This is a genomic window from Streptomyces sp. NBC_01689 (genome assembly GCF_036250675.1).
Classification (GTDB): Bacteria; Actinomycetota; Actinomycetes; order Streptomycetales; family Streptomycetaceae; genus Streptomyces.
In genome coordinates this window covers 9,788,566-9,810,395 of record NZ_CP109592.1, presented here as the reverse complement: position 1 = coordinate 9,810,395, position 21,830 = coordinate 9,788,566, and the positions used below count along the sequence as shown (strand labels likewise).

Here is a 21,830-nt window from a genome sequence, read left to right as displayed (position 1 = left end):
CGGCCTTCCCTCCCCCCTTCACCCCGCGTGCCCCGGTGCGCGGTCTCACGACACGATCGGCAGGCAGGTGGACATGTCCGAGCAGACGACCGGCGAGCAGGCCTTCGAGGTCTGGATCGACCATGAGCTGTGCACCGGTGACGGTATCTGTGCCCAGTACGCGCCCGAGGTGTTCGAACTGGACGTGGACGGCATCGCCTATGTGAAAGACGAGGACGACGAGCTCCTGCAGGAACCGCGTGCCACCACGCGGATCCCCCTGGAGCTTCTGCCGGACGTCGCCGACTCCGCCAAGGAGTGCCCCGGCGAGTGCATCCATGTGCGCCGTGTCGCCGACTCCGTCGAGGTGTGGGGTCCGGAGGCGGAGAGCGCCTGAGGCTCCGCCGCCCCGCAGCCAGTTCCGCACCGCCCACCGGCCCCTGTGCCGGGTGCGCCGATTTCCCGGAAGGACATCCGCGTCTCATGAGTCCAAGTCCCGCGGACGATCTGTGGATCCGCAGTTTCCGTCCCGCTCCCGAGGCGGCCGAGCGTCTGGTGTGCTTTCCGCACGCGGGGGGTTCCGCCAGTTTCTACCTGCCGGTCGCCGCGGCTCTCAGTCCCGCTGTCGACGTGGTCGCGGTGCAGTACCCGGGCCGGCAGGACCGGCGTCACGAGCCGGGTCTGACCTCGGTCGCCGAGCTCGCCGACCGGGTGGCCGAGGCCCTGCGGGGCCGGCAGGACCGGCCGTTGACGTTCTTCGGGCACAGCATGGGAGCGGTGGTCGCCTTCGAGGTGGCCCGGCGTCTGGAGCGGTCCGGGACCGGGCCGGTGCGGCTGTTCGCGTCGGGGCGCAGGGCGCCGTCGCGGACCCGGGACGAGCGGGTGCACACCCTCGGTGACGACCGGCTGATCGCCGAGATCCGTGCGCTCAGCGGTACCGACAGCCGGCTCCTCGACGACGAGGAGCTGCTGCGCATGGTGCTGCCGGCGATCCGTAACGATTACACGGCCGTCGAGACCTATCTGGCCGCGCCGGACGACACCGTGCGCTGCCCGGTGACGGTGCTGGTCGGCGACGACGACCCGAAGACCTCGCTGGACGAGGCGCGCGCCTGGGAGGGTCACACGCTCGGCGGCAGCACGCTGCAGGTGTTCCCCGGCGGTCACTTCTATCTCACCGAGCGGGCGGCGGACGTCCTCGCCGTCCTCACCGAGCACTTCACGGCGACGGTCGCCCGCGGGGCGTAGGGCCGGCGCGGGCTGCCGGGCAGGGCCGTACACGTCCAGGCGGGCGCCGGGTGTTCTTCCCGGCGCGTCGCTCACCCTCCTTTGTCCCTCCTCGTTCCGTGCGCCGGGCACCGAGTACGCCCCGCCGCCCCTTCTCCGACCCGCTCCGGGAGCGTCCACAGATGACCGAACCACTCGTCGCAGAACCGTCGTCGGCGCTGCGCACCAAACGTCGCCGCCCCCGAGTCGGGCACATCGAGTTCCTCAACTGCCTGCCGCTGTTCTGGGGGCTGGCCCGTACCGGCAGCCTGCTCGACCTGGATCTGCGCACGGACAGCCCGGACGGCCTCAACCAGGCGCTGGCCGCCGGTGATCTGGACATCGGGCCCATCAGCCTGGTCGAGTTCCTGCGGCACGCCGACGATCTGGTGGCCCTGCCGGACATCGCGGTGGGCAGCGACGGCGACGTCATGTCGTGCTTGATCCTCAGTCAGGTGCCGCTGGAGCAGCTGGACGGCGAGCGGGTCGCGCTGGGTTCGACCAGCCGGACCTCGGTGCGGCTGGCCCGGCTGCTGCTGGAGGAGAAGGTAGGTGTCCGTCCCGAGTACGTGGTGCGGCCGCCTGACCTGCGCACGATGCTGTCCGAGGCCCGCGCGGCGGTCATCATCGGTGACGTGGCGCTCAGTGCCGCGCTGCACGAGGCTCCCGGACTCGGCCTCCAGGTCCACGACCTGGGCCGGATGTGGAAGGAGTGGACCGGCCTCCCGTTCGTGTTCGCCGTGTTCGCGGCGCGCCGCGACTTCCTCGCCCGCGAACCCGCTCTGGTCCGCCAGGTCCATGCCGATCTGCTGGCCTCCCGGGACCTGTCGTTGCGCGAGGTGACCGAGGTGAGCGAACAGGCCTCCCAGTGGGAGGAGTTCGACGCCGGAACGCTGGAGCGGTACTACACGGAGGCGCTCGACTTCCGGCTCGGCGCCGAACAGCTGGCCGGTATCCGGGAGTTCGCCCGCCGGGTCGGCGGTGCGGCGGAGGGCTTCCCCGCCGACGTGGCCGTGCGCCTGCTGGACACCGACTCTCCGTGACACCCCCGCCATGACCAGGAAGACCATCCACAGCCCCGGAAAGGCCGGCACCATGCCCCGACCTACCCCGTCCCCGTTGCAGTCCGTCCTCGACCGTGCCGCCGAAGGCGGGCGCATCACCCCGGAAGAGGCCCTCGACCTCTACCGTGACGCTCCGCTGCACGCGCTGGGCGCCGCCGCCGACGCCGTACGCCGCCGCAAGTACGCCGGTACCGAGCACATCGCGACGTACATCATCGAGCGGAACATCAACTACACCAACGTGTGCGTCACGGCGTGCAAGTTCTGCGCCTTCTACGCCGCGCCGAAGGACACCGCCAAGGGCTGGACCCGCGACCTCGACGACATCCTGCGCCGCTGCGCGGAGACCGTCGAACTCGGCGGCACCCAGATCATGTTCCAGGGCGGCCACCACCCCGACTACGGCGTCGAGTACTACGAGAAGCACTTCTCCGCGATCAAGGAGAACTTCCCCCAGCTGGTCATCCACTCGCTGGGCGCCTCCGAGGTCGAGCACATGGCCCGGATCTCCAAGGTCGGCGTGGAGGAGGCCATCACCCGCATCCACCAGGCGGGCCTGGACTCCTTCGCGGGCGCCGGCGCCGAACTGCTGCCCGCCCGCCCGCGCAAGGCCATCGCCCCGCTCAAGGAGTCCGGCGAACGCTGGCTGGAGATCATGGAGATCGCGCACGGCCTGGGCGTCGAATCCACCTCCACCATGCTCATGGGCACCGGCGAGACCAACGCCGAGCGCATCGAGCACATGCGCATGATCCGCGACGTACAGGACCGCACCGGCGGTTTCCGCGCCTTCATCCCGTACACCTACCAGCCCGAGAACAACCACCTCAAGGGCCGCACGCAGGCCACACTCTTCGAGTACGTACGGATGATCGCCGTCGCGCGCCTGTTCCTCGACAACGTCCGTCACATCCAGGGCTCCTGGCTGACCACCGGCAAGGAGGCGGGCCAGCTGACCCTGCACTACGGCGCGGACGACCTCGGCTCGGTGATGCTGGAGGAGAACGTCGTCTCCTCGGCCGGCGCCAAGCACCGCTCCAACCTGGTGGAGCTGCTCACGCTGATCCGCGGTGCCGGGCGGGTGCCCGCGCAGCGCTCCACGACGTACGAGCACCTCAAGGTCAACGACGACCCGGCGAACGACCCGGTCGACGAGCGGGTCGTCTCCCACATCTCGTCCACCGCGATCGCGGGCGGCACCGCCCACCCCGAGCTGAAGCTGATCTCCGCGAACTGACGAAGTCCCACCGAACGCAGAAACAGGACGGAGAAGCCATGCCGGGCGCCATCCACGCTGAGGGCCTCGTCAAGACCTTCGGGAAGATCCGGGCTCTCGACGGAGTCAGTCTCACGGTCCCGGAGGGCACCGTGCTGGGTCTGCTGGGCCCCAACGGGGCGGGCAAGACCACCGCGGTCCGGGTGCTCACCACCCTGCTGCGCCCCGACGCGGGCACCGCCACGGTCGCGGGCCACGACGTGGTCCGCGCCCCGGACCTGGTACGCCGGTCGATCGGGCTGTCCGGTCAGTTCGCGGCCGTCGACGACCGGCTGACGGGCCGTGAGAACCTGCGCATGATCGGCGAGTTGTACGGCATGCGGAGCGGCGCGGCCCGGCGGCGGGGTGAGGAGCTGCTCGCGCAGTTCGAGCTGACCGGGGCCGCCGACCGGGTGTCCACCACGTACTCGGGCGGCATGCGCCGCCGGCTCGATCTGGCGTGCGCGCTGGTGGTGCGGCCGTCGGTGATGTTCCTCGACGAGCCGTCGGTGGGCCTCGACCCCACCAGCCGCCTGCTGCTGTGGGAGGCCATCGACCGGCTGGTCGACGCGGGCACCACCCTGCTGCTGACCACGCAGTACCTGGAGGAGGCCGACCGCCTCGCCCGGGACATCGCCGTCGTCGACCAGGGCCGGATCATCGCCCAGGGCACACCGCGCGAGCTCAAGACCCGCACCAGCCGGCAGCAGATCGAGATCGTCGTGGAGCGCGCCGAGCAGATCGCGGGCGCCGCCGCGCTGCTGGGCCGCTTCAGCACCCGCGCACCCGACGTGGACCGGGCCAGGTCACTGGTCTCCGCGCCGGTGGACGGCGGCGTGCACCTGCTGACCGAGGTCATCGGCGCCCTGGCCGGCGCCGGGATCGAGATCAGTGACATCAGCCTGCGCCAGCCCACCCTCGACGAGGTGTTCCTGGCCCTGACGGACCCGCCCCGCGGTGACCGGTCCGAGCCCGTGATGGCCTCGGCCGGCGCGTCGAACGAGAAGGAGTGATGACCGTGGCATGGGCGGTACAGTCCCGCGACGGGGACGCCCTGCGCCCCGCGTCCGCGGCGAAGGCGATCCACGACGTGGTCGTGATCACCCGGCGCAACATGATCAGGATGATCCGCATCCCCGAGGTGCTGGTCCTCAGCCTCGTGCAGCCGATCGTGTTCGTCCTGCTCTTCGCCTACCTCTTCGCGGGCTCCTTCGCGCTGCCCGGCGCGGGCGGCCCGGAGGCCTACCGCGAGTACATGATGCCCGGCTTCTTCGCGCAGACCATCGCCTTCGCGACCGCCAGCAACAGCAGCGTGGGCATGGCCAACGACCTCAAGAGCGGCATGGTCGACCGGTTCCGCTCACTGCCCATGGCCCGCAGCGCGCTGCTGACCGGCCGCGCGGTGGCCGACCTGGTGCAGAACTCCGCCGTGATCGTGGTGATGGTGGGCTGCGCCCTGATCGTCGGCTGGCGCATCCACCACGGATTCCTGCACGCGGCCGCGGCGTTCGGGCTGCTGCTCCTGCTCGGCTACGCCCTGTCGTGGGTGGGTGTGCTCATCGGTCTGTCGGTCCGCGCGCCGGAGGCCGCCGCGACCGGCAACTTCCTGTGGCTGTTCCCGCTGACCTTCCTGTCCAACGCGTTCGTCGCACCGTCCACGCTCCCGGCCCCGCTGCGTTTCGCGGCGGAGTGGAACCCGCTCACGGCCACCGTCCAGGCGGCCCGTGACCTGTTCGGCAACCCGGGGCTGCACGCGACGACGGGCTGGCCCGCCGAGCACGCCGTGGTGGTGTCCGTGGGCTGGTCGGTCGTCATCGCCCTGGTGTGCCGGACGCTCGCGGTGCGCCGCTACCGCTCGTCCGCCGCCTGACCGCAGGGAGTCCGAGGAGCGTGAGTGACATGTTCCGTGCCGATCTCGTCCGGCCGCTGCACGAGCTGCTCGCCGAACACGCCGAGCGGCGGCCGCGGCAGCCCGCGTTCCGTGACGCGCACCGTTCGGTGACGTACGCCGAACTCGCCCTGCGTACCGCCCGGGTGGCCGGTCACCTCGCCGAACTGGGTCTGCAGCGCGGGGCGCGGGCCGTGATCTATCTGCCCAACCGGGTGGAGACGGTGGAGAGTTACCTGGCGATCACGCGGGCGAGCGCGGTCGGTGTGCCGCTCAACCCGCAGTCCACCGACGCCGAGCTGTCCTTCCTGCTGGACGACTGCGCGGCCCGCATGGTGATCACCGGGGTGGCCCAACTGCCGCAGGTGCGGCGGGTCCTGGTCGACCGTCCGGGGGTCGCGGTGGTGGTCGTCCCGGATCCCTCGGGCCCCGGCGAGGACCACGGCCTGCCGCGTTACGAGACGCTGGCGACGACCTGGTCGATACGTCATCCCCCGCGCGACGACCTGGGTCTGGACGAGCCGGCGTGGATGCTCTACACGTCCGGCACCACGGGCCGTCCCAAGGGCGTGGTCTCCACCCAGCGGTCGTCGCTGTGGGCGACCGGCGCCTGCACCGCCCCGGTCCTCGGGCTGTCGCCCGAGGACCGGGTGCTGTGGCCGATGCCGCTGTTCCACGCCGTCGCGCACAACGTGTGCGTGCTCGGGGTGGTGGCGGTCGGCGCGACGGCCCGGATCACCGACGGGCTGGCCGCGGACGAGATCCTGCGCACGGCCCGGGAGGAGCGCTCCACGTTCCTCGTCGGGGTGCCCACGATGTACCACCACATGGTCGAACAGGCCCGGTCCGACGGCTTCGACGCCCTGGCGGACCTCCGGCTGTGCATGGTCGCGGGCTCCTCCTGCCCGGTGTCGCTGCACGAGTCGTTCCGCGCCGCGTTCGGCCTGCCCCTGCTGGACAGTTACGGCAGCACCGAGACCGGCGGCGCGATCACCACCAACCTCCCCCAGGGCCCGTACGTGCCGGGCTCCTGCGGGCTGCCCGTGCCGGGGCTGACACTGCGCCTGACGGACCCCCGCACCGGGGAGGAGGTGCCCGGCGGCGCGGAGGGCGAGGTGTGGGTCTCCAGCCCCGCGCTGATGCTCGGCTACCACCGCCAGGAGGAGGCGACGGCCTCCGTGCTGAGCGACGGCTGGTACCGCACCGGCGACATCGCCTGGCAGGACGGGGCCGGATACGTCACGATCAGCGGCCGGCTGAAGGAACTCATCATCCGCGGCGGCGAGAACATCCACCCGGGCGAGATCGAGAAGGTGCTGGGCCGGGTGGAGGGCGTCGCGGACGCGGCCGTGGGCGCACTGCCGCACGACACGCTCGGCGAGGTGCCGGTGGCGTACCTGGTGCGCGGCCCGGGCGGCATCGACACGGAGACGGTCCTGGCCGCGTGCCGCGCGGAGCTGTCGGCGTTCAAGCTGCCCGAGGAGCTGTACGAGGTCGACGAGATCCCCCGCAACCCCGCCGGGAAGATCGCCCGCAAGCGGCTGGCCGGGCTGCCCGGCCGGCTGCTGTGGCGCCGGGCCCAGACGGCGGAGCGGTCCTCGCGGGTCTACGAAGGGGCCCTGGAACTCGGCCTGGTGGACGGTGCGCACCCGCTGCTGCAGGCCGCGATCGAGCTGCCCGGCGGGGACGGCGTGCTGTTCGCGGGCCGGCTCGAGGGCGGCGGGAACACGGTGCCGGCCTCGCGCACGGTGGCCGGCCGGGCCGTCGTGGCGCCCGCGGTCCTCACCGAACTGGTGCTGCACGCCGGGGAGCACGTCGGCTGCGGGCATCTGGTGGAACTGAGCACCGGGGAACCGCTGGTGCTGCCCGAGCGGGACGGCGTCCAGCTGCGGGTGAGTGTCGGGGCCGCCGGTGACGAGGGCCTGCGTCCCGTGACCGTGCACGCCCGGCGGGACGGCGAGGGCGCGGCCGGACGGCCCTGGACCCGGCACGCGTCCGGCACCCTCGCGCCCGGCCTGCCCGGCCCCGACGACCCGGGTGAGCCGGCCGTGTGGCCGCCCGCGGGGTCCCGGCGCGTCCCCTTCGAGGAGCTGCCGTCCGATCCCGGCGACGGCGTGCCGCGGGAGCTGCGGACGGTGTGGCGGCGCGACGGTGAGCTGTTCGCCGAGGTCGCGCTCCCCGACGACAGCCGGGAGCAGGGCGCCCTGTTCGGACTGCACCCGGCCCTGCTGGACGCGGTGGTACGGCCCCTGCTCCTGCACACCCGAGTGGATCCGTCGGTCCAGGCGCCCGCGCCGGACGCCGACGGCCTGTGGTGGCCGGACTCCTGGCACGGGGTGACGCTGTACGCCTCCGGGGCGTCGGTGCTGCGGGTACGGGTTCGGCCGCGCCCCGACGGCGGGTTCGGCATCGAGGCCGCCGACGCGGCCGGGGATCCCGTACTGAGCGTGGAGTCGGTGGCCTCCGGGGGGCTGGCCCGCTCCGCCCCGGCCCGGGCCTCGGCCCTTCAGCAGGACGGCCTGTTCACCCAGGTGTGGGACGACGTGCGGCTCACGCCGGCCGCGCGGCACGGGGACGAGCGGTGGGCGGTGGTCGGGGACGATCCGTTGCGGGTCCGTGCCGGCCTGATGGCCGCCGGGCGCTACTCGGAGACCTATCCGGACCTCGGCACCCTCGCGAAGGCCGTCTCGGACGGCGGCGCGCCGCCGCACGTCGTGGTCGTCTCCCCCGCCCCGGGCGCCGGGAGCGGGGCGGAGGCCGCGGACGCGGTGCGCGGCGCCGTGCGCGAAGGCCTGGAGTGGGCGCGCCGGTGGGGTGATCCGCTGTTCGCGGACAGCCGTCTGGTCGTGGTGACCCGCGGCGCGGTGCCCGCCGGGGAGGACGCCGCGGTGCCGGATCTGCCGGCCGCCGCCCTGTGGGGGCTGGTCGGCGCGGCGCAGGACCGGGCCCCCGGCCGTTTCGTCCTGGTCGACACGGACGCCTCCAAGCGGGCCTGGCGCGTCCTGCCGGACGCGGTGGCCTCGGGCGAGCCCCGGCTGGCGCTGCGCGGCCGTACGGTGCGGGTGCCGCGCCTCGCCCGCGTCGGGCCCGGGACCGGCTCGCCGGTGCCCGCCCCGCGCGGCACGGGCCCGCTGCTGGTGGTGCGGGCCGGGGCGGCCGCACCGGTCGGACGCCTGTCGGCCGGACTCGGCTCGCGTGAGGTGCTGCTGGCCGACACCGCGGGACCGGAGGCCGCCGCGGGGGCAGAGGTGCCGGGCGCGTCCGTGGCCGGGTGGGACGCGGCGGACCCGGTGGCGTCCGTGCGCCCGCTGCGGGCGGCCGGTCCTTCGGCCGTGCTGTTCGCGGCGGCCGTGCACCTCGCCTCCGAGGGCCCCGACGGCGATGTCGACGCGGTGCTGCGGCCGGTCGTCGACACCGCGCTCGCGCTCGGTGACGGGCTCGCGGCCGGGGACGTGGACACGTTCGTGCTCAGCTCCCCCGGCCCCTCGCCGGCCGCCCCCGGGCTGGTCGCCGAGGCCGCCGGCGCGTTCCTCGACGCGTGGGCGGTGCGGCTGCGGGCCGCCGGTGTGCCGGCCGTGTCGGTGCGCGGTGCCGATCTCGCCTCGGGTGAGGCCCTCGACCTCTTCGACGCGGCGCGCTCGCTGGGGCTGCCCGCGGTCGTCGCCGCGCGCACCCCGCTGGGCGGCACCGGTTCGCCCGGCCCGCTCACCGGCTCGGCCGCGCTGCGGCGCGGTCTGGTGCGCGGTGCGGGCCGCCGGGTGGCCCGTGACGCGGTGACGGACCCGTCCGGGCTGCGGCACCGGCTGGCGGCCCTGTCGGACGCGGAGCAGGAGCAGTCCCTCATCGACCTGGTGTGCGGGCACTTCGCCGCCTCCCTCGGACTCTCCGGCGGCGCCCAGGTGCCGCCGGACGGCGAGACCCGGGAGCTCGGCTTCGACTCGCTGACGGCGCTCACCGCGCGCAACGCGCTGGTCGAGGCGACCGGGCTGCCGCTGTCGGCGGCCGTGGTGTTCGACTTCGCCACGCCGGCCGGGCTCGCCCGCCATCTGAAGAAGGAGCTGCTCGCCCGCTGAACCAGGCGGTCCGACAGGCCCGTTGAGGCGGGATCCCCCAGGCCGGGCGGTGCGGCACCCGACGGTGGTGCCGCGCCGCCCGGCGCCGTCGTGACGCGGGAGGTCCGCCGTCATGACGCCGCATGACAGACAACGCCCCAAGGCGGAAGAGGAGAAGAAGGCAGATGAGGGTCGAGAACGTGCACATCGAATCGCTGGGCGTCGTGCTGCCCGAGTGGGCCGACGCCCTGCAGGCCGTGGCCGAAGGGAGGCTGGACGGCGAGATCCAGGCGGCGAACGGGCTGACGGGCACGCATGTCGCCGGTGACGTGCCGGCCATGGACATGGTCGTGGCGGCGGCGCGGACCACGCTGGGGCGCTCGAAGACCGACCCCGAGGACCTCGGGGCGTACATCCACAGCGCCGTCCACTACCAGGGCCCCGACGGCGCCTACCCGCCCGGCTACATCCTGCGGGAGCTGGGGCTGGGCAACATTCCCGCGCTCTACCTGCAGCAGGGCTGCGACGGCATGCTCAGCGCCCTGGAGGTGGCGATCGGCAAGCTCACCGGGGCCGCCGGGGCGGGCTCGGTGCTGCTGACGACGGGCGAGAACTTCTCCTCGCCGCAGATGGACCGCTGGAAGGGCTTCGGCCAGGCGTACATCCTCGGCGACGGCGCGGCCGCGGTGCTGGTGAGCGACGAGGGGGGCTTCGCCGAGGTGCGCTCCCTCAACTCGGGGGTGCTGCACGAGCTGGAGTCGTGGCACCGCGGGGACGGGCCGCTGCTGCTGCGCGAGGACACCGGGACGGTGGCCGGCATGGTCGAGCGGGCCGAGCAGTTCAGCGAGCGGATGCCGCTGTCGGAGACGATGGAGAAGCTGACCCTGTTCGGCCTGGACATGATCCACCGGTCGCTGGTCGACGCCGGTCTGAACGCGTCCGACCTCACCAAGGTGGTGCCGATCAACATGGACGGCCGGATGATCGAGTACTCGATCATGCTGCCGCTCGGGCTGACCATGGCGGAGTGCAGCTGGGACTTCGGCAGAACGGTCGGGCACGTGGGCGGCGCCGACGTGTTCATCTCCCTGGAGCACCTGGTGCGCACGCGCGAGGTGGGCCCGGGCGACAACGTCCTGCTGTTCTCCCAGGGTCCGGGATGGCTGTGCAGCGCGGCCGTGCTCACCATCACCGACACGCCGCACTGGGCGGTCTGAACACCATCGCCTCCCCTTCCACTGCCACTTCCACTGCCCCTGCCACCACGCACGATGCCCCCCGGGTCCCGACCCGGGGGGCATCGTGCGTGGGCACGCGGTGGGTCAGCCGCCCTGGCCCAGGCCGCCCAGCCACGCGCCGGTGGCGTCGGCGGTGCTGCGCGCGTGGGTCTCCATCATCGTGAAGTGGTTGCCGGGGACGTCGATCGTGGTGTGCGCCCGCTCCCACGACGCCTGCCACTCCTCCCGCCGCAGGGGGCCGTCCGGGTCGGCGGGCACCGGGGGTTCGCTGGAGCGCACCAGGACGACGGGGCTGTCCAGCGGCCCCGGCTCCCATTCGCCGATGAGGCTGATGTACCAGCTCATGGCGGTCAGCCGGTCGGTGTCCATGTGGGCGAACATCGACTCGCGGTCGAACATGCCGCCCAGCATCTGCTGGGAGAACTTCAGGAACGGCGAGTCGGCGCGCGGCATGTAGGTGTCGAGCAGGACCACGGCGGCCGGGGGCCGGCCCTGCTCCTGGAGGTGCCGGGCGGCGGCCAGGGCGAGGATGCCGCCCGACGAGGAGCCGACGAGGACGACGGGTCCCTCGCCGACGGTCCGGGTGACCGCCTCGGCCTGGAGCGCGGCGACGGCGTCGAAGGAGGCGGGCAGCGCCTCGCCGGTGCCGAACCCCTGGGTGGGCAGGGCCCATACGTCGCGTTCGCCGCGGAAGGCCGAGGCGAACCGCGCGTACTGGTGCACGCCGGCCAGCGCCACGTAGGAGCTGAAGCAGACGAACGGTGTGGCCCGCTCGCCCTTGGAGAGCCTGATCGGCTCGGTGGCCGCGGGCAGTTCCCGCGGGGAGGCGAAGGTCGGCCGCAGTCCGGCGGCGGCCTGGAGCAGGGCGAAACCCTCGTCGACGCGGCCGCTCTCGCAGGCCTGCTTGAACAGGCCGCTGAGGGTGTCCCCGGGGGGCGCGGCGGGCCGGTCGGCCGGGGCCGCCGGGGCGCCGCCGGCGGGCGCGTCCAGCAGCCGCCGGTCGAGGTGGGCGGCGAGCAGTTCCGGGGTGGCGTGGTCGAACAGGAGGGTCGGCGGCAGGGTCAGGGCGGTCGCGGTGGCGAGGTGGTTGCGCAGTTCGACGGCGGTCAGGGAGTCGAAGCCCTGTTCGGTGAAGAGCTGGTCGGCCTCCACCGCGTCGCCGGACGCGTGTCCCAGGACCGCCGCGGCCAGGTCGCGGACCAGGCCGACCAGTGCGGTGCGGCGCTCCTCGGGGGCGAGCCCCGCCAGTCGTACGGACGTGCCGGGGCCGGCCGGGGCGCCCGCGGCGGTGCGGCGGGCGGCGGGGCGGGCGGCGGGCCGCAGCAGGCTCTGCAGGGCCTCGGGTCCGCCGGTGGTGCCCATGGCGACCAGGGCCGGGTGGTCCGTGGACAGGGCGGTGTCGAACAGCAGGAGCGCGTCCTCGGCGGGCAGTGGCCGCATGCCGCCGCGGGCCATGCGCCGGCGGTCGGTCTCGGAGAGGCCGGAGGTCAGGGCGCTGTCGCTCTCCCACAGTCCCCAGGCGAGGGAGGAGGCGGGCAGGCCGAGCGAGCGCCGGTGGGAGGCGAGGGCGTCGAGGAAGGCGTTGGCGGCGGCGTAGTTGGCCTGGCCCGGGGAGCCGAAGGTGCCCGCGGCGGAGGAGAACAGGACGAACGCGGCCAGGTCCTGGCCGGCGGTGAGTTCGTGCAGCAGCCAGCCGCCGTCGGCCTTGGGGCGCAGGACCCGTTCGAAGCGCTCGGGGTCCAGGGCGGTGACCGGTTTGTCGTCGACGACGCCGGCGGCGTGCACGATGCCGGTCAGGGGCCGGTCTGCGGGGACGGCGGCGAGGAGGCGGGTGACGTCGGCGCGGTCTGCGGTGTCGCAGGCGACGAGGGTGACGTCCGCGCCCAGCGCGGTGAGCTCGTCGCGCAGTGCGGCCGCGCCGGGGGCGCCGGCGCCGCGGCGGCCGGTGAGCAGCAGGCTGCGTACCCCGTGGGCGGTGACGAGGTGCCGGGCGAGGATGCCGCCGAGGGTGCCGGTGGCGCCGGTGACCAGGACGGTGCCGGACGCCAGGGCGGGGGCGGCGGTGCCGGGGCCGGCCGGGGCGAGCCCGGGCAGCAGGACCTGGCCGGCCCGGACCGCGCTCTGCGGCGCGGCGGCGACGACGGCGGCGAGCAGGGCGCGGTCGTCGGCCTCACCGGATGCGCCGTCGGGTGTGCCGTCGGGTGTGCCGTCGGTGGCGGGCAGGTCCACGAGCTGGAAGCGGCCGGGGTGTTCGGCCCGCGCGGAGCGGACCATGCCCCACAGGGCGGCGCCCGCCATGTCCTGGACGGTGTCGGTGTCCGTGGCCACGCAGGAGCGGGTGACGAACACCAGCCGGGCGGCGGCGAAGCGGTCGTCGCCGAGCCAGCCGCGGATCTGCTCGTGGGCCGGGGTGAGCACCGAGCGGAGGGCGCCGGTAACGTCGCCGCGCCCGGCCCGGGAGCCGTCCGGGGTGACGAGGACGACGTCCGGCATGGTCATGCCGGTGTCCACCGCCTTGCCGAGCGCGTCGAGATCGGCGTACGTCTCCAGGTGGACGCCCGTGGCGTCGAGGGCCTTGGCGACCCGGTCGTCGCCCTCGCCGAGGATGATCCAGCGGAGCGTCTCCGGGCGAGGTGCCGGGGCGGCCGGGGCGGGGCTCCAGGCGACGCGCAGCAGACCGGGGGCACGGCCGTCGGTCTCCCGCGGCGGGGCGGCGGCCACGGCGCGCAGGGTGAGGGACTCGGCGGTGGCGACGGGGCGGCCGTCGGTGTCGCAGGCGAGCACGGAGAACCCGTGGGTGTGTCCGGCCGGCGCCAGCCGCACCCGCAGGGCGGTGGCGCCCTCCGCGTGCAGGGTCAGGCCGCTCCACGCGAAGGGCAGCATCGGTTCCGCCGATGTCCCGGCGCCGCCCGGGAGTTCGACGAGGAGCGCCTGGGTCGCCGCGTCCAGCAGGGCGGGGTGCAGGCCGAAGCGGGTGGCGTCGGCGCGGTACTCCTCGGGGAGCGCGACCTCGGCGAACACCTCGTCGCCGCGCCGCCAGACCCGGCCCAGGCCCTGGAAGCTGGGCCCGTAGTCGAACCCGGCCCCGGCGAAGCCTTCGTAGTGGCCGCCGTCGGCGACGCTCTCGGCGCCCTGCGGGGGCCAGACGCTCAGGTCGGCGAAGGGCGCGGCGGGGGCCGGGGCCTCGGGGGCGAGGGTTCCGCGGGCGTGCTGTTCCCACGGGGTGTCGGTGTCGGCGGGGCGGGCGTGCACGCCGAAGGCGCGCCGGCCCCGCTCGTCGGGTGCCTCGACGGTGACCTGGAGCTGGACGGCGCTCTCGCGGGGGATCACCAGCGGGCTGTGCAGGGTGAGTTCGGCGAGGTGGGCGCAGCCGGTGCGGTCGCCGGCGTGGACGGCGAGGTCGAGGTAGCCGGTCGCGGGCAGGATGACCTGGCCGAGCACGGTGTGGTCGGCGAGCCAGGGGTGGGTGCGCAGGGACAGGCGTCCGGTGAGCAGGAGGGTGCCGGAGCCGGCGGGGCTGACGGCGGCGCCCAGCAGGGGGTGGGTCGCCGGTTCCAGGCCGGCGCCCGCCAGGTCGCCGGTCCAGGGGGCGCTGGGCAGCCAGTAGCGCTCGTGCTGGAAGGCGTAGGTGGGCAGCGGTACCGGCCGGGCGCCGGGGAACAGGGCGGCCCAGTCGGGTCCGGTGCCGGTGGTGAACAGCCGGCCGAGGGCGGTGAGGAGGCCGCGGGTCTCGGGGACGTCCTTGCGGACGGCCGGGACGAGTTGGGCCTCGGGGCGGTCGGGGTCGTCCAGGGCGGCCGTGGCCAGGGCGGTCAGGGTGGCGTCCGGGCCGATCTCCAGGAAGCGGGTGACGCCGAGGCCGTCGCGGAGGTGACGGACGGCGTCCTGGAAGCGGACCGGCTCGCGGACGTGGCGTACCCAGTACTCGGGGTCGGTCAGCTGCCGTGCGCCGACCGGTTCTCCGGTGGTGCCGGAGACGAAGGCCAGCGTCGGCGCGGAGTAGGTGAGGCCCGCGGCGACGGACCGGAAGGCGTCGAGGACGGGGTCCATCAGCGGCGAGTGGAAGGCGTGGCTGACGCGCAGCCGGGAGGTCTTGCGGCCCTGTGCCGCGAGCTGGTCGACGACGGCGGTGACGGCGTCCTCGGTGCCGGAGACGACGGTGGCGGCGGGGCCGTTGAGGGCGGCGATGCCGAGGGTGTCCTCCCGCCCGGCGAGCAGGGGCAGCACCTCCGTCTCGGAGGCCTGCAGGGAGGCCATCGCGCCGCCCGCGGGCAGCTGCTGCATGAGGCGGCCGCGGGCGGCGACCAGGGTGCAGGCGTCCTGGAGGGAGAGGACGCCGGCGACGTGGGCCGCGGCGAGTTCGCCGACGGAGTGGCCGGTGACCTGGTCGGGCACGACGCCCCAGGATTCCAGCAGGCGGTAGAGGGCGACCTCGAAGGCGAACAGGGCGGGCTGGGCGTGTTCGGTGCGGTTCAGGACCTCGGCGGCGGTCTCGGAACCGCCGTCGCCGTCGCCGTCGCCGTCGCCGTCGCCGTCGCCGAGGACGATCTCGCGCAGTCCAGGCAGGTGGGCGCAGACCGCGTCGAAGGCCTCGGCGAACACGGGGTGACTGCGGTGGAGTTCGCGGCCCATGCCCGGACGCTGGGCGCCCTGGCCGGTGAACAGGAACGCGGTGCGGCCGGTGCCGCGCGCCGTGCCGGCCGGGGTCCGGGGCTCGGACCGTCCCTCGGCGAGCGCGGTGAGGGCGTCGGTGAGTTCCGCCCGGTCGGCGCCGACCACCACGGCCCGGTGTTCGAAGGAGGTGCGGGTGGTGGCGAGGGACAGTCCCACGTCGCGGGGGTCGGCCTCCGGCCGGTCGGCGAGGTGGGCGAGCAGGCGGGCCGCCTGGTCCCGCAGGGCGGCGGCGCTGCGGGCGCTGAGCGCCCAGGGGACGACGGGGGCCCCGGTGACGGAGGCCGCGGGTGCGGCGGGTACGGCGGACGGGGTCGCGTCGGGTCCGTCGGGTTCCTCGCCGGTGGCGGCTTCGAGGATGACGTGGGCGTTGGTGCCGCTGATGCCGAAGGAGGAGACGCCCGCGCGGCCCGGGCGGCCGTTCTCGGGCCAGGTGACGGGCTCGGTCAGCAGCCGGACGTCACCCGTCTCCCAGTCGACGTGCGTGGATGGCCGGTCGACGTGGAGGGTGGCGGGCAGGACGCCGTTGTCCATGGCCAGGACCATCTTGATGATCCCGGCGACGCCGGCGCCGGCCTGGGTGTGGCCGATGTTGGACTTGACCGAGCCGAGCCACAGCGGGCGGTCGGCGGGCCGGTCCTGTCCGTAGGTGGCGAGGACGGCCTGCGCCTCGATCGGGTCGCCGAGCATGGTTCCCGTGCCGTGCGCCTCCAGGACGTCGACGTCCGCGGTGCCGAGGCCCGCGTCGGCGAGCGCGGCGCGGATGACCCGTTGCTGGGAGGGGCCGTTGGGGGCGGTGAGCCCGTTGGAGGCGCCGTCCTGGTTGACGGCGGAGCCGCGGACGACGGCGAGGACGGGGTGGTTGTTGCGGCGGGCGTCGGACAGGCGCTCGACCAGGAGCATGCCGCCGCCCTCGGAGAAGCCGGTGCCGTCGGCGGCGTCCGCGAAGGACTTGCAGCGGCCGTCCGCCGCGAGGCCCCGCTGCCGGCTGAAGTCGAGGAACAGTCCGGGGGTGGACATCACGGTGACGCCTCCGGCGAGCGCGAGGTCGCTCTCGCCGGAGCGCAGGGAGCGCACGGCCAGGTGCAGGGCGACCAGGGAGGAGGAGCAGGCGGTGTCGACGGTGACCGCGGGCCCTTCCAGGCCGAAGGTGTAGGAGATGCGGCCGGACAGGACGCTCGCCGAGTTGCCGGTGCCGAGGTGGGCGCCGGCGTCCTCGTCGAGGGCGAGCGGCCGGGAGGAGTAGTCCTGGTAGTTGGTGCCGGCGAAGACACCGGTACGGCTGCCGCGCAGGGTCCTCGGTTCGATGCCGGCCCGCTCGAACGCCTCCCAGGACATCTCCAGCAGGTGCCGCTGCTGCGGGTCCATCGCGGCGGCTTCGCGCGGGGAGATGGTGAAGAACGCCGGGTCGAAGTCGGCGAACCCGGTGAGGAAGCCGCCCGCCCGGGTGGAGACGCCGTGGTGTCCCGCCTCGGGGTCGTGGAGTGCGTCGAGGTCCCAGTCGCGGTCGTCGGGGAAGGGGGTGATCGCGTCGGTGCCGGCGGCCAGCAGCCGCCAGAACTCCTCGGGTGTGCCGACGTCGCCGGGGAACCGGCAGGCCATGCCGATGATGGCGATCGGGTCGTCGTCGGTGTCCGCGCGCCGGGCGCCGGGCGCCGTGTCCGCGACGGGGGCCGGGGAGTGCGCGGGGGCCAGCTCGGCGCCGAGGTGGTCGGCGAGCGCGGCGGGCGTCGGGTAGTCGTAGACGAGGCTGGTCGGCAGCCGCAGGCCGGTGGCCGTGTTGAGGGCGTTGCGCAGTTCGACGGCGGTCAGGGAGTCGAAGCCGAGTTCCCGGAAGGCCCGGGTGGGTTCGACCTCGTCGGGGCTCGGGTGGTTGAGCACGTAGGCGATGTGGGCGCGGACGAGGTCGAGCAGCGCGGCGCGGCGGTCGGTGTCGCCGAGCCGGGCGAGCTGTCCGGCGAGGCCGGTCCCCTCCCCCGGCGCGGGTTCCGCCGCGGTGCCGCGGGCGCCGGCCAGGGCCTGCCGGGCTTCGGGCAGGGCGGCGTAGAGGCGGCGCGGGCGGCCCTTGGCGAGTTCGGCGCCGAACACCTCCCAGTCGATGTCGGTGACGACGAGGGTGGTGTCGTCGTGGTCGAGGGCGTGCTGCAGCGCGGTGACGGCCGTCTCGGGGTCCATGAGGCGCACGCCGTGGCGTTCCAGGCGTTCACCGACGGTGCCGGAGGCCATGCCGCCGTCGGCCCAGCCGCTCCAGGCGACGGCGGTCGCGGGCAGTCCGCGGGCGCGGCGGTCCTCGGCGAGGGCGTCGAGGTGGGCGTTGCCGGGGGCGTAGTTGCCGTGTCCGGGGCTGCCGAAGACGCCGGAGGACGAGGAGAACAGGACGAAGGCCGACAGGTCGAGGCCGGCGGTGGCGGCGTCGAGGTTGAGGGCGCCGCCCACCTTCACGCGCAGCACGTCGGCGAGGCGTTCGGGGGTGAGGGAGCCGATGACGCCGTCGTCGAGGACGGCGGCCGTGTGGAACACGGCGGTCAGGGGCCGCTCGTCGGGTATCGCGGCGAGCAGCCGGGCGACGTCGTCGGGGTCGGCGAGGTCGCAGCGGGCGAGGTCGGCGCGGGCGCCGAGGGCGGCGAGTTCGGCGGCGAACTCGGCGGCGCCGGGCGCGTCCGGGCCGGAGCGGCTGACCAGCAGCAGGTCGCGGGCGCCGGAGCGGGCGAGCCAGCGGGCGACGTGCCGGCCGAGGGCGCCGGTGCCGCCGGTGACCAGGATCGTGCCGTCGGGCTGCCAGCGGCGGCCGGTCGGCAGGGCGCCGGTGGCCGCGCGCAGCAGACGGCGGCCGAGGACGCCGGTGGCGCGGATCGCGACCTGGTCCTCGTGGTCGCGGCCGGCCAGTACGGCGGTGAACCGGTCGGCGGCCCGCTCGTCGAGGGTGGCGGGCAGGTCGACGAGACCGCCCCACAGGTCGGCCTGTTCGAGGGCGACGACCCGTCCGAAGCCCCAGACCGTCGACTGGGCGGGCGCCTGCGGGGCGCTGTGGGCGCCGGTCGCGACGGCGCCGCGCGTGGTGAACCACACGGGGGCGTCGGTGCCGAGGTCCTGCAGTGCCTGGACGAGGGTGACGGTCGCGGCGAATCCGCTCGGCAGGGCGGGCAGCGCGGGCAGCGGGTCCTCGTCGAGGGCGAGCAGCGAGACGACTCCGGCAACCTGCGCGGCACCGTTCGCCGCGGTGGGGCCGGTGCTCCCGGTGAGGGCGGCCGACAGGGCGGCGGCGACGGCGGTCCGGCCGGCGGCGCAGTCGACGGGGACGGTCACCGGGGTGGCGCCCGCGCGCCGCAGGGCGGCGGTCAGGGCGGTGGCCTCGGGGCCGTCCTCGCGGCCCAGGGGGACGACGAGGGCCCAGGGGCCGGTGAGGGCGGCGGCGGGTCCGTCCTCGACGGGCTGCCAGGCGATGCGGTAGCGCCAGGAGTCGGCGACGGCGGTCTCGGTGCTGTGCCGGCGGTAGTGCGCGAGCGCCGGGACGAGCCGGGAGACGGCGGTCTCGTCGAGGTCGAGGGCGGCGGTGAGGGTGGTGACGTCGCCCTGCTCGACGGCTTCCCAGAACGGTGCGTCGGTGGTGCCCGGTGCGGTGCCGGCGGCCGCGGCCCGGGTGAACTCGGGCCAGTAGCGGCGTCGTTGGAAGGCGTAGGTGGGCAGCTCGACGCGGTGGGCCGGGGTGTCGTCGGCGGTGGGGAGCCCGGCGCAGCCCTGTACGTGGAGTTCGGCGAGCGAGAGCAGGAAGCGGACGGGGCCGCCGTCGCCGCGGCGCAGAGTGGCGACGACCACGCTGTCGGCGGCGCCGGCCTCGTCCAGGACGTCGCCGAGGACGGTGGTCACCACGGGGTGGGGGCCGACCTCGACGAAGACGCGGTGGCCCGCGGCGGCGAGGGACTCGACGGCGTCCCCGAGGCGGACGGTCCGGCGGACGTTGCGGTACCAGTAGTCCGCGTCGAGCGTGGTGGTGTCCTCGATCCGGCCGCCGGTGACCGTGGAGTGGAAGGGCACGTCGGCCGGGCGGGCGGCGACCGGTGCGAACGCGGCGAGCAGGTCGTCGCGCACCTCCTCGATCTGCGCGGAGTGCGAGGCGTAGCCGATGGCGACGCGGCGGGACCGTACGCCCTCGTCGGCGAGTTCGGTCTGCAGGGCGTCGAGCGCCTGTGTGTCGCCGGAGACGACGACCGCGCGGGGGCCGCTGAGCGAGCCCACGGCGATCCGTCCCTCCCAGCGGGCCAGGCGGTGTTCGACCTCGGCGAGCGGCAGCGGTACGGAGAGCATGCCGCCGCGGCCGGCGAGCGGGGCGAGCGCGCGGCCCCGGGTGACGACGATCCGGGCGGCGTCGGCGAGGGTGAGGGCGCCGGCGACGTGCGCGGCGGCGATCTCGCCCTGGCTCTGGCCGACGACGGCGACGGGCCGCACGCCGTGGGACCGCCACAGCCGGGCGAGCGCGACGCAGACCACGAACAGGACGGGCTGGACGATGTCGAGGCGGTCCAGCGGCGGGGCGCCGTCGGCCTCGCGCAGCACGTCCAGCACCTTCCAGTCGGTGTACTCCTCGACAGCGGTGGCGACTTCGGTGAAGTGGGTGCGGAACAGCTCGTCGGTGTCGAGGAGTTCGGTGGCCATGCCGGGCCACTGCGGGCCGTGTCCGGGGAAGACGAAGACGGGTCCGCCCTCGGTGTCGGCGACGCCCCTGACCACGCAGGGCGCGGGGGTGTCCGCGGCGACGGCGGCGAGGCCGGTAAGGAGTTCGCCGGTGTCGCGGGCGACGACGACGGCGCGGTGTTCCAGAGCGGAGCGGGTGCGGGTCAGGGCCCGGGCGAGGTCGGCGGGGTGCGGGGCGGGGCCCTTGCCCGCGGTCAGGTGGTCGTGCAGGCGCCGGGCCTGGGCGCGCAGCGCGGTGCTGGTGCGGGCGGACACCGGGAAGGCGAAGGGGCCGGCGGGCGCGGCGGCCGGCGGTGCGTCGGTGCCGGCGGCGGGCGGTGCGGTCTCCGGTTCGGCCGGGGGCTGTTCGAGGATGACGTGGGCGTTGGTGCCGCTGACGCCGAACGAGGAGACGCCGCAGCGCAGCGGCCGGTCGGCGGCGGGCCAGGGCCGGGCCTCGGTGAGCAGTTCGACGTGTCCGGCGGTCCAGTCGACGTGGGTGGAGGGCTGGTCGACGTGGAGGGTGGCGGGCAGCTGCCGCTCGCGCAGGGCGAGGACCATCTTGATGACACCGGCGACACCGGCGGCGGCCTGGGTGTGGCCGATGTGGGACTTGACCGAGCCGAGCAGCAGCGGCCGGTCGGCGGGCCGGTCCTGGCCGTAGGTGGCCAGCAGGGCCTGCGCCTCGATCGGGTCGCCGAGGCGGGTGCCGGTGCCGTGGGCCTCGACGGCGTCGACGTCGGCCGGGGCGAGGCCCGCGGAGGTGAGCGCCTGCCAGATGACGCGTTCCTGGGAGGGGCCGTTGGGGGCGGTCAGTCCGTTGGAGGCGCCGTCCTGGTTGACGGCGGAGCCGCGGACGACGGCGAGGACGGGGTGGTTGTTGCGGCGGGCGTCGGACAGCCGCTCGACGACGAGGACGCCGGCGCCCTCGCCCCAGGCGGTGCCGTCGGCGGCGTCCGCGAAGGCCTTGCAGCGGCCGTCGGCGGCGAGGCCGCGCTGCCGGCTGAACTCCAGGAAGACGGTGGGCGTCGACATGACGGTGACGCCGCCGGCGAGCGCGAGGTCGCACTCGCCGCTGCGCAGCGCCTGTACGGCCAGGTGCAGGGTGACCAGGGAGGACGAGCAGGCGGTGTCGAGGGACACCGCGGGGCCCTCCAGGCCGAGGGTGTAGGAGACGCGGCCGGACAGGACGCTCGCGGAGTTGCCGACGCCGTCGTCGCCCGCGTTGTCGGAGAGGCTGAGCAGGGTGGTGTAGTCCTGCAGGTTGGTGCCCGCGAAGACGCCGGTGCGGCTGCCGCGCAGGGCGGCCGGGTCGATGCCCGCGCGTTCCAGCGCCTCCCAGCAGATCTCCAGCAGAAGGCGCTGCTGCGGGTCGGTGCCGACGGCCTCGCGGGGCGAGACGCCGAAGAAGCCGGCGTCGAAGTCCGCGACGCGGTCGATGAATCCGCCGGTCCGGGTGTAGCTGCGGCCGGGGGTGCCGGGCTCGGGGTCGTACAGCGAATCGGTGTCCCAGCCGCGGTCGACGGGCCATTCGGTCATGGCGTCGTCGCCGGAGTCCAGCAGCCGCCACAGCGCCTCGGGGTCGCTCACGCCGCCGGGGAACCGGCAGCCCATGGCGACGATCGCGACGGGTTCCCGGTTGCGGGCCTCGGCCTCGCTCAGCCGTTGCCGCGTCTGGTGGAGATCGGCTGTGACCTTCCTCAGGTAGCCGAGGAGCTTCTCCTCATCGCTCATGCGTGTTCACCC

8 protein-coding genes and 1 pseudogene are annotated in these 21,830 nt (G+C 74.8%); 8 read left to right on the top strand and 1 reads right to left on the bottom strand.

Features of this window, described 5'->3' with window-relative positions:
• Positions 1-73 precede the first annotated feature (73 nt).
• The 8 genes from OG776_RS41680 (at position 74) to OG776_RS41645 (ending at position 10,721) form a co-directional block, all read left to right on the top strand.
• A complete protein-coding gene (locus OG776_RS41680; protein WP_148009941.1) occupies positions 74-376 on the top strand; it encodes a ferredoxin in 303 nt (100 codons plus the stop codon).
• A gap of 86 nt (positions 377-462) precedes the next feature.
• Positions 463-1,227 carry a thioesterase II family protein gene (locus OG776_RS41675; protein ID WP_148009942.1) on the top strand — a complete coding sequence of 255 codons (765 nt, stop codon included), beginning with the start codon at positions 463-465 and terminating at the stop codon, positions 1,225-1,227.
• A gap of 161 nt (positions 1,228-1,388) precedes the next feature.
• Positions 1,389-2,288, top strand: coding sequence for a menaquinone biosynthetic enzyme MqnA/MqnD family protein (locus OG776_RS41670; RefSeq protein WP_329318044.1), 900 nt, complete (start codon positions 1,389-1,391; stop codon positions 2,286-2,288).
• 52 nt (positions 2,289-2,340) lie between these two features.
• Positions 2,341-3,546 (top strand): cyclic dehypoxanthinyl futalosine synthase, encoded by a 1,206-nt coding sequence (gene mqnC, locus OG776_RS41665; RefSeq protein WP_329323616.1) that lies wholly within the window; start codon positions 2,341-2,343, stop codon positions 3,544-3,546.
• Positions 3,547-3,584: 38 nt separating this feature from the next.
• Positions 3,585-4,577, top strand: a complete 993-nt coding sequence (locus OG776_RS41660) for an ATP-binding cassette domain-containing protein (RefSeq protein WP_148009947.1) — start codon at positions 3,585-3,587, stop codon at positions 4,575-4,577.
• Positions 4,577-5,434 (top strand): ABC transporter permease, encoded by an 858-nt coding sequence (locus OG776_RS41655; RefSeq protein WP_148009948.1) that lies wholly within the window; start codon positions 4,577-4,579, stop codon positions 5,432-5,434. The genes OG776_RS41660 and OG776_RS41655 overlap by 1 nt, the downstream gene beginning before the upstream one ends.
• A 29-nt stretch (positions 5,435-5,463) precedes the next feature.
• Positions 5,464-9,525: an AMP-binding protein gene (locus OG776_RS41650; protein ID WP_329323617.1), complete on the top strand. Its 4,062-nt coding sequence runs from the start codon at positions 5,464-5,466 to the stop codon at positions 9,523-9,525.
• 164 nt (positions 9,526-9,689) lie between these two features.
• Positions 9,690-10,721 carry a ketoacyl-ACP synthase III family protein gene (locus OG776_RS41645; protein ID WP_148009949.1) on the top strand — a complete coding sequence of 344 codons (1,032 nt, stop codon included), beginning with the start codon at positions 9,690-9,692 and terminating at the stop codon, positions 10,719-10,721.
• A gap of 105 nt (positions 10,722-10,826) precedes the next feature.
• On the opposite strand, the pseudogene OG776_RS41640 reads toward OG776_RS41645, so the two are convergent.
• Positions 10,827-21,785 (bottom strand): annotated as a pseudogene (locus tag OG776_RS41640) (type I polyketide synthase); the annotation flags it as partial.
• Positions 21,786-21,830 lie beyond the last annotated feature (45 nt).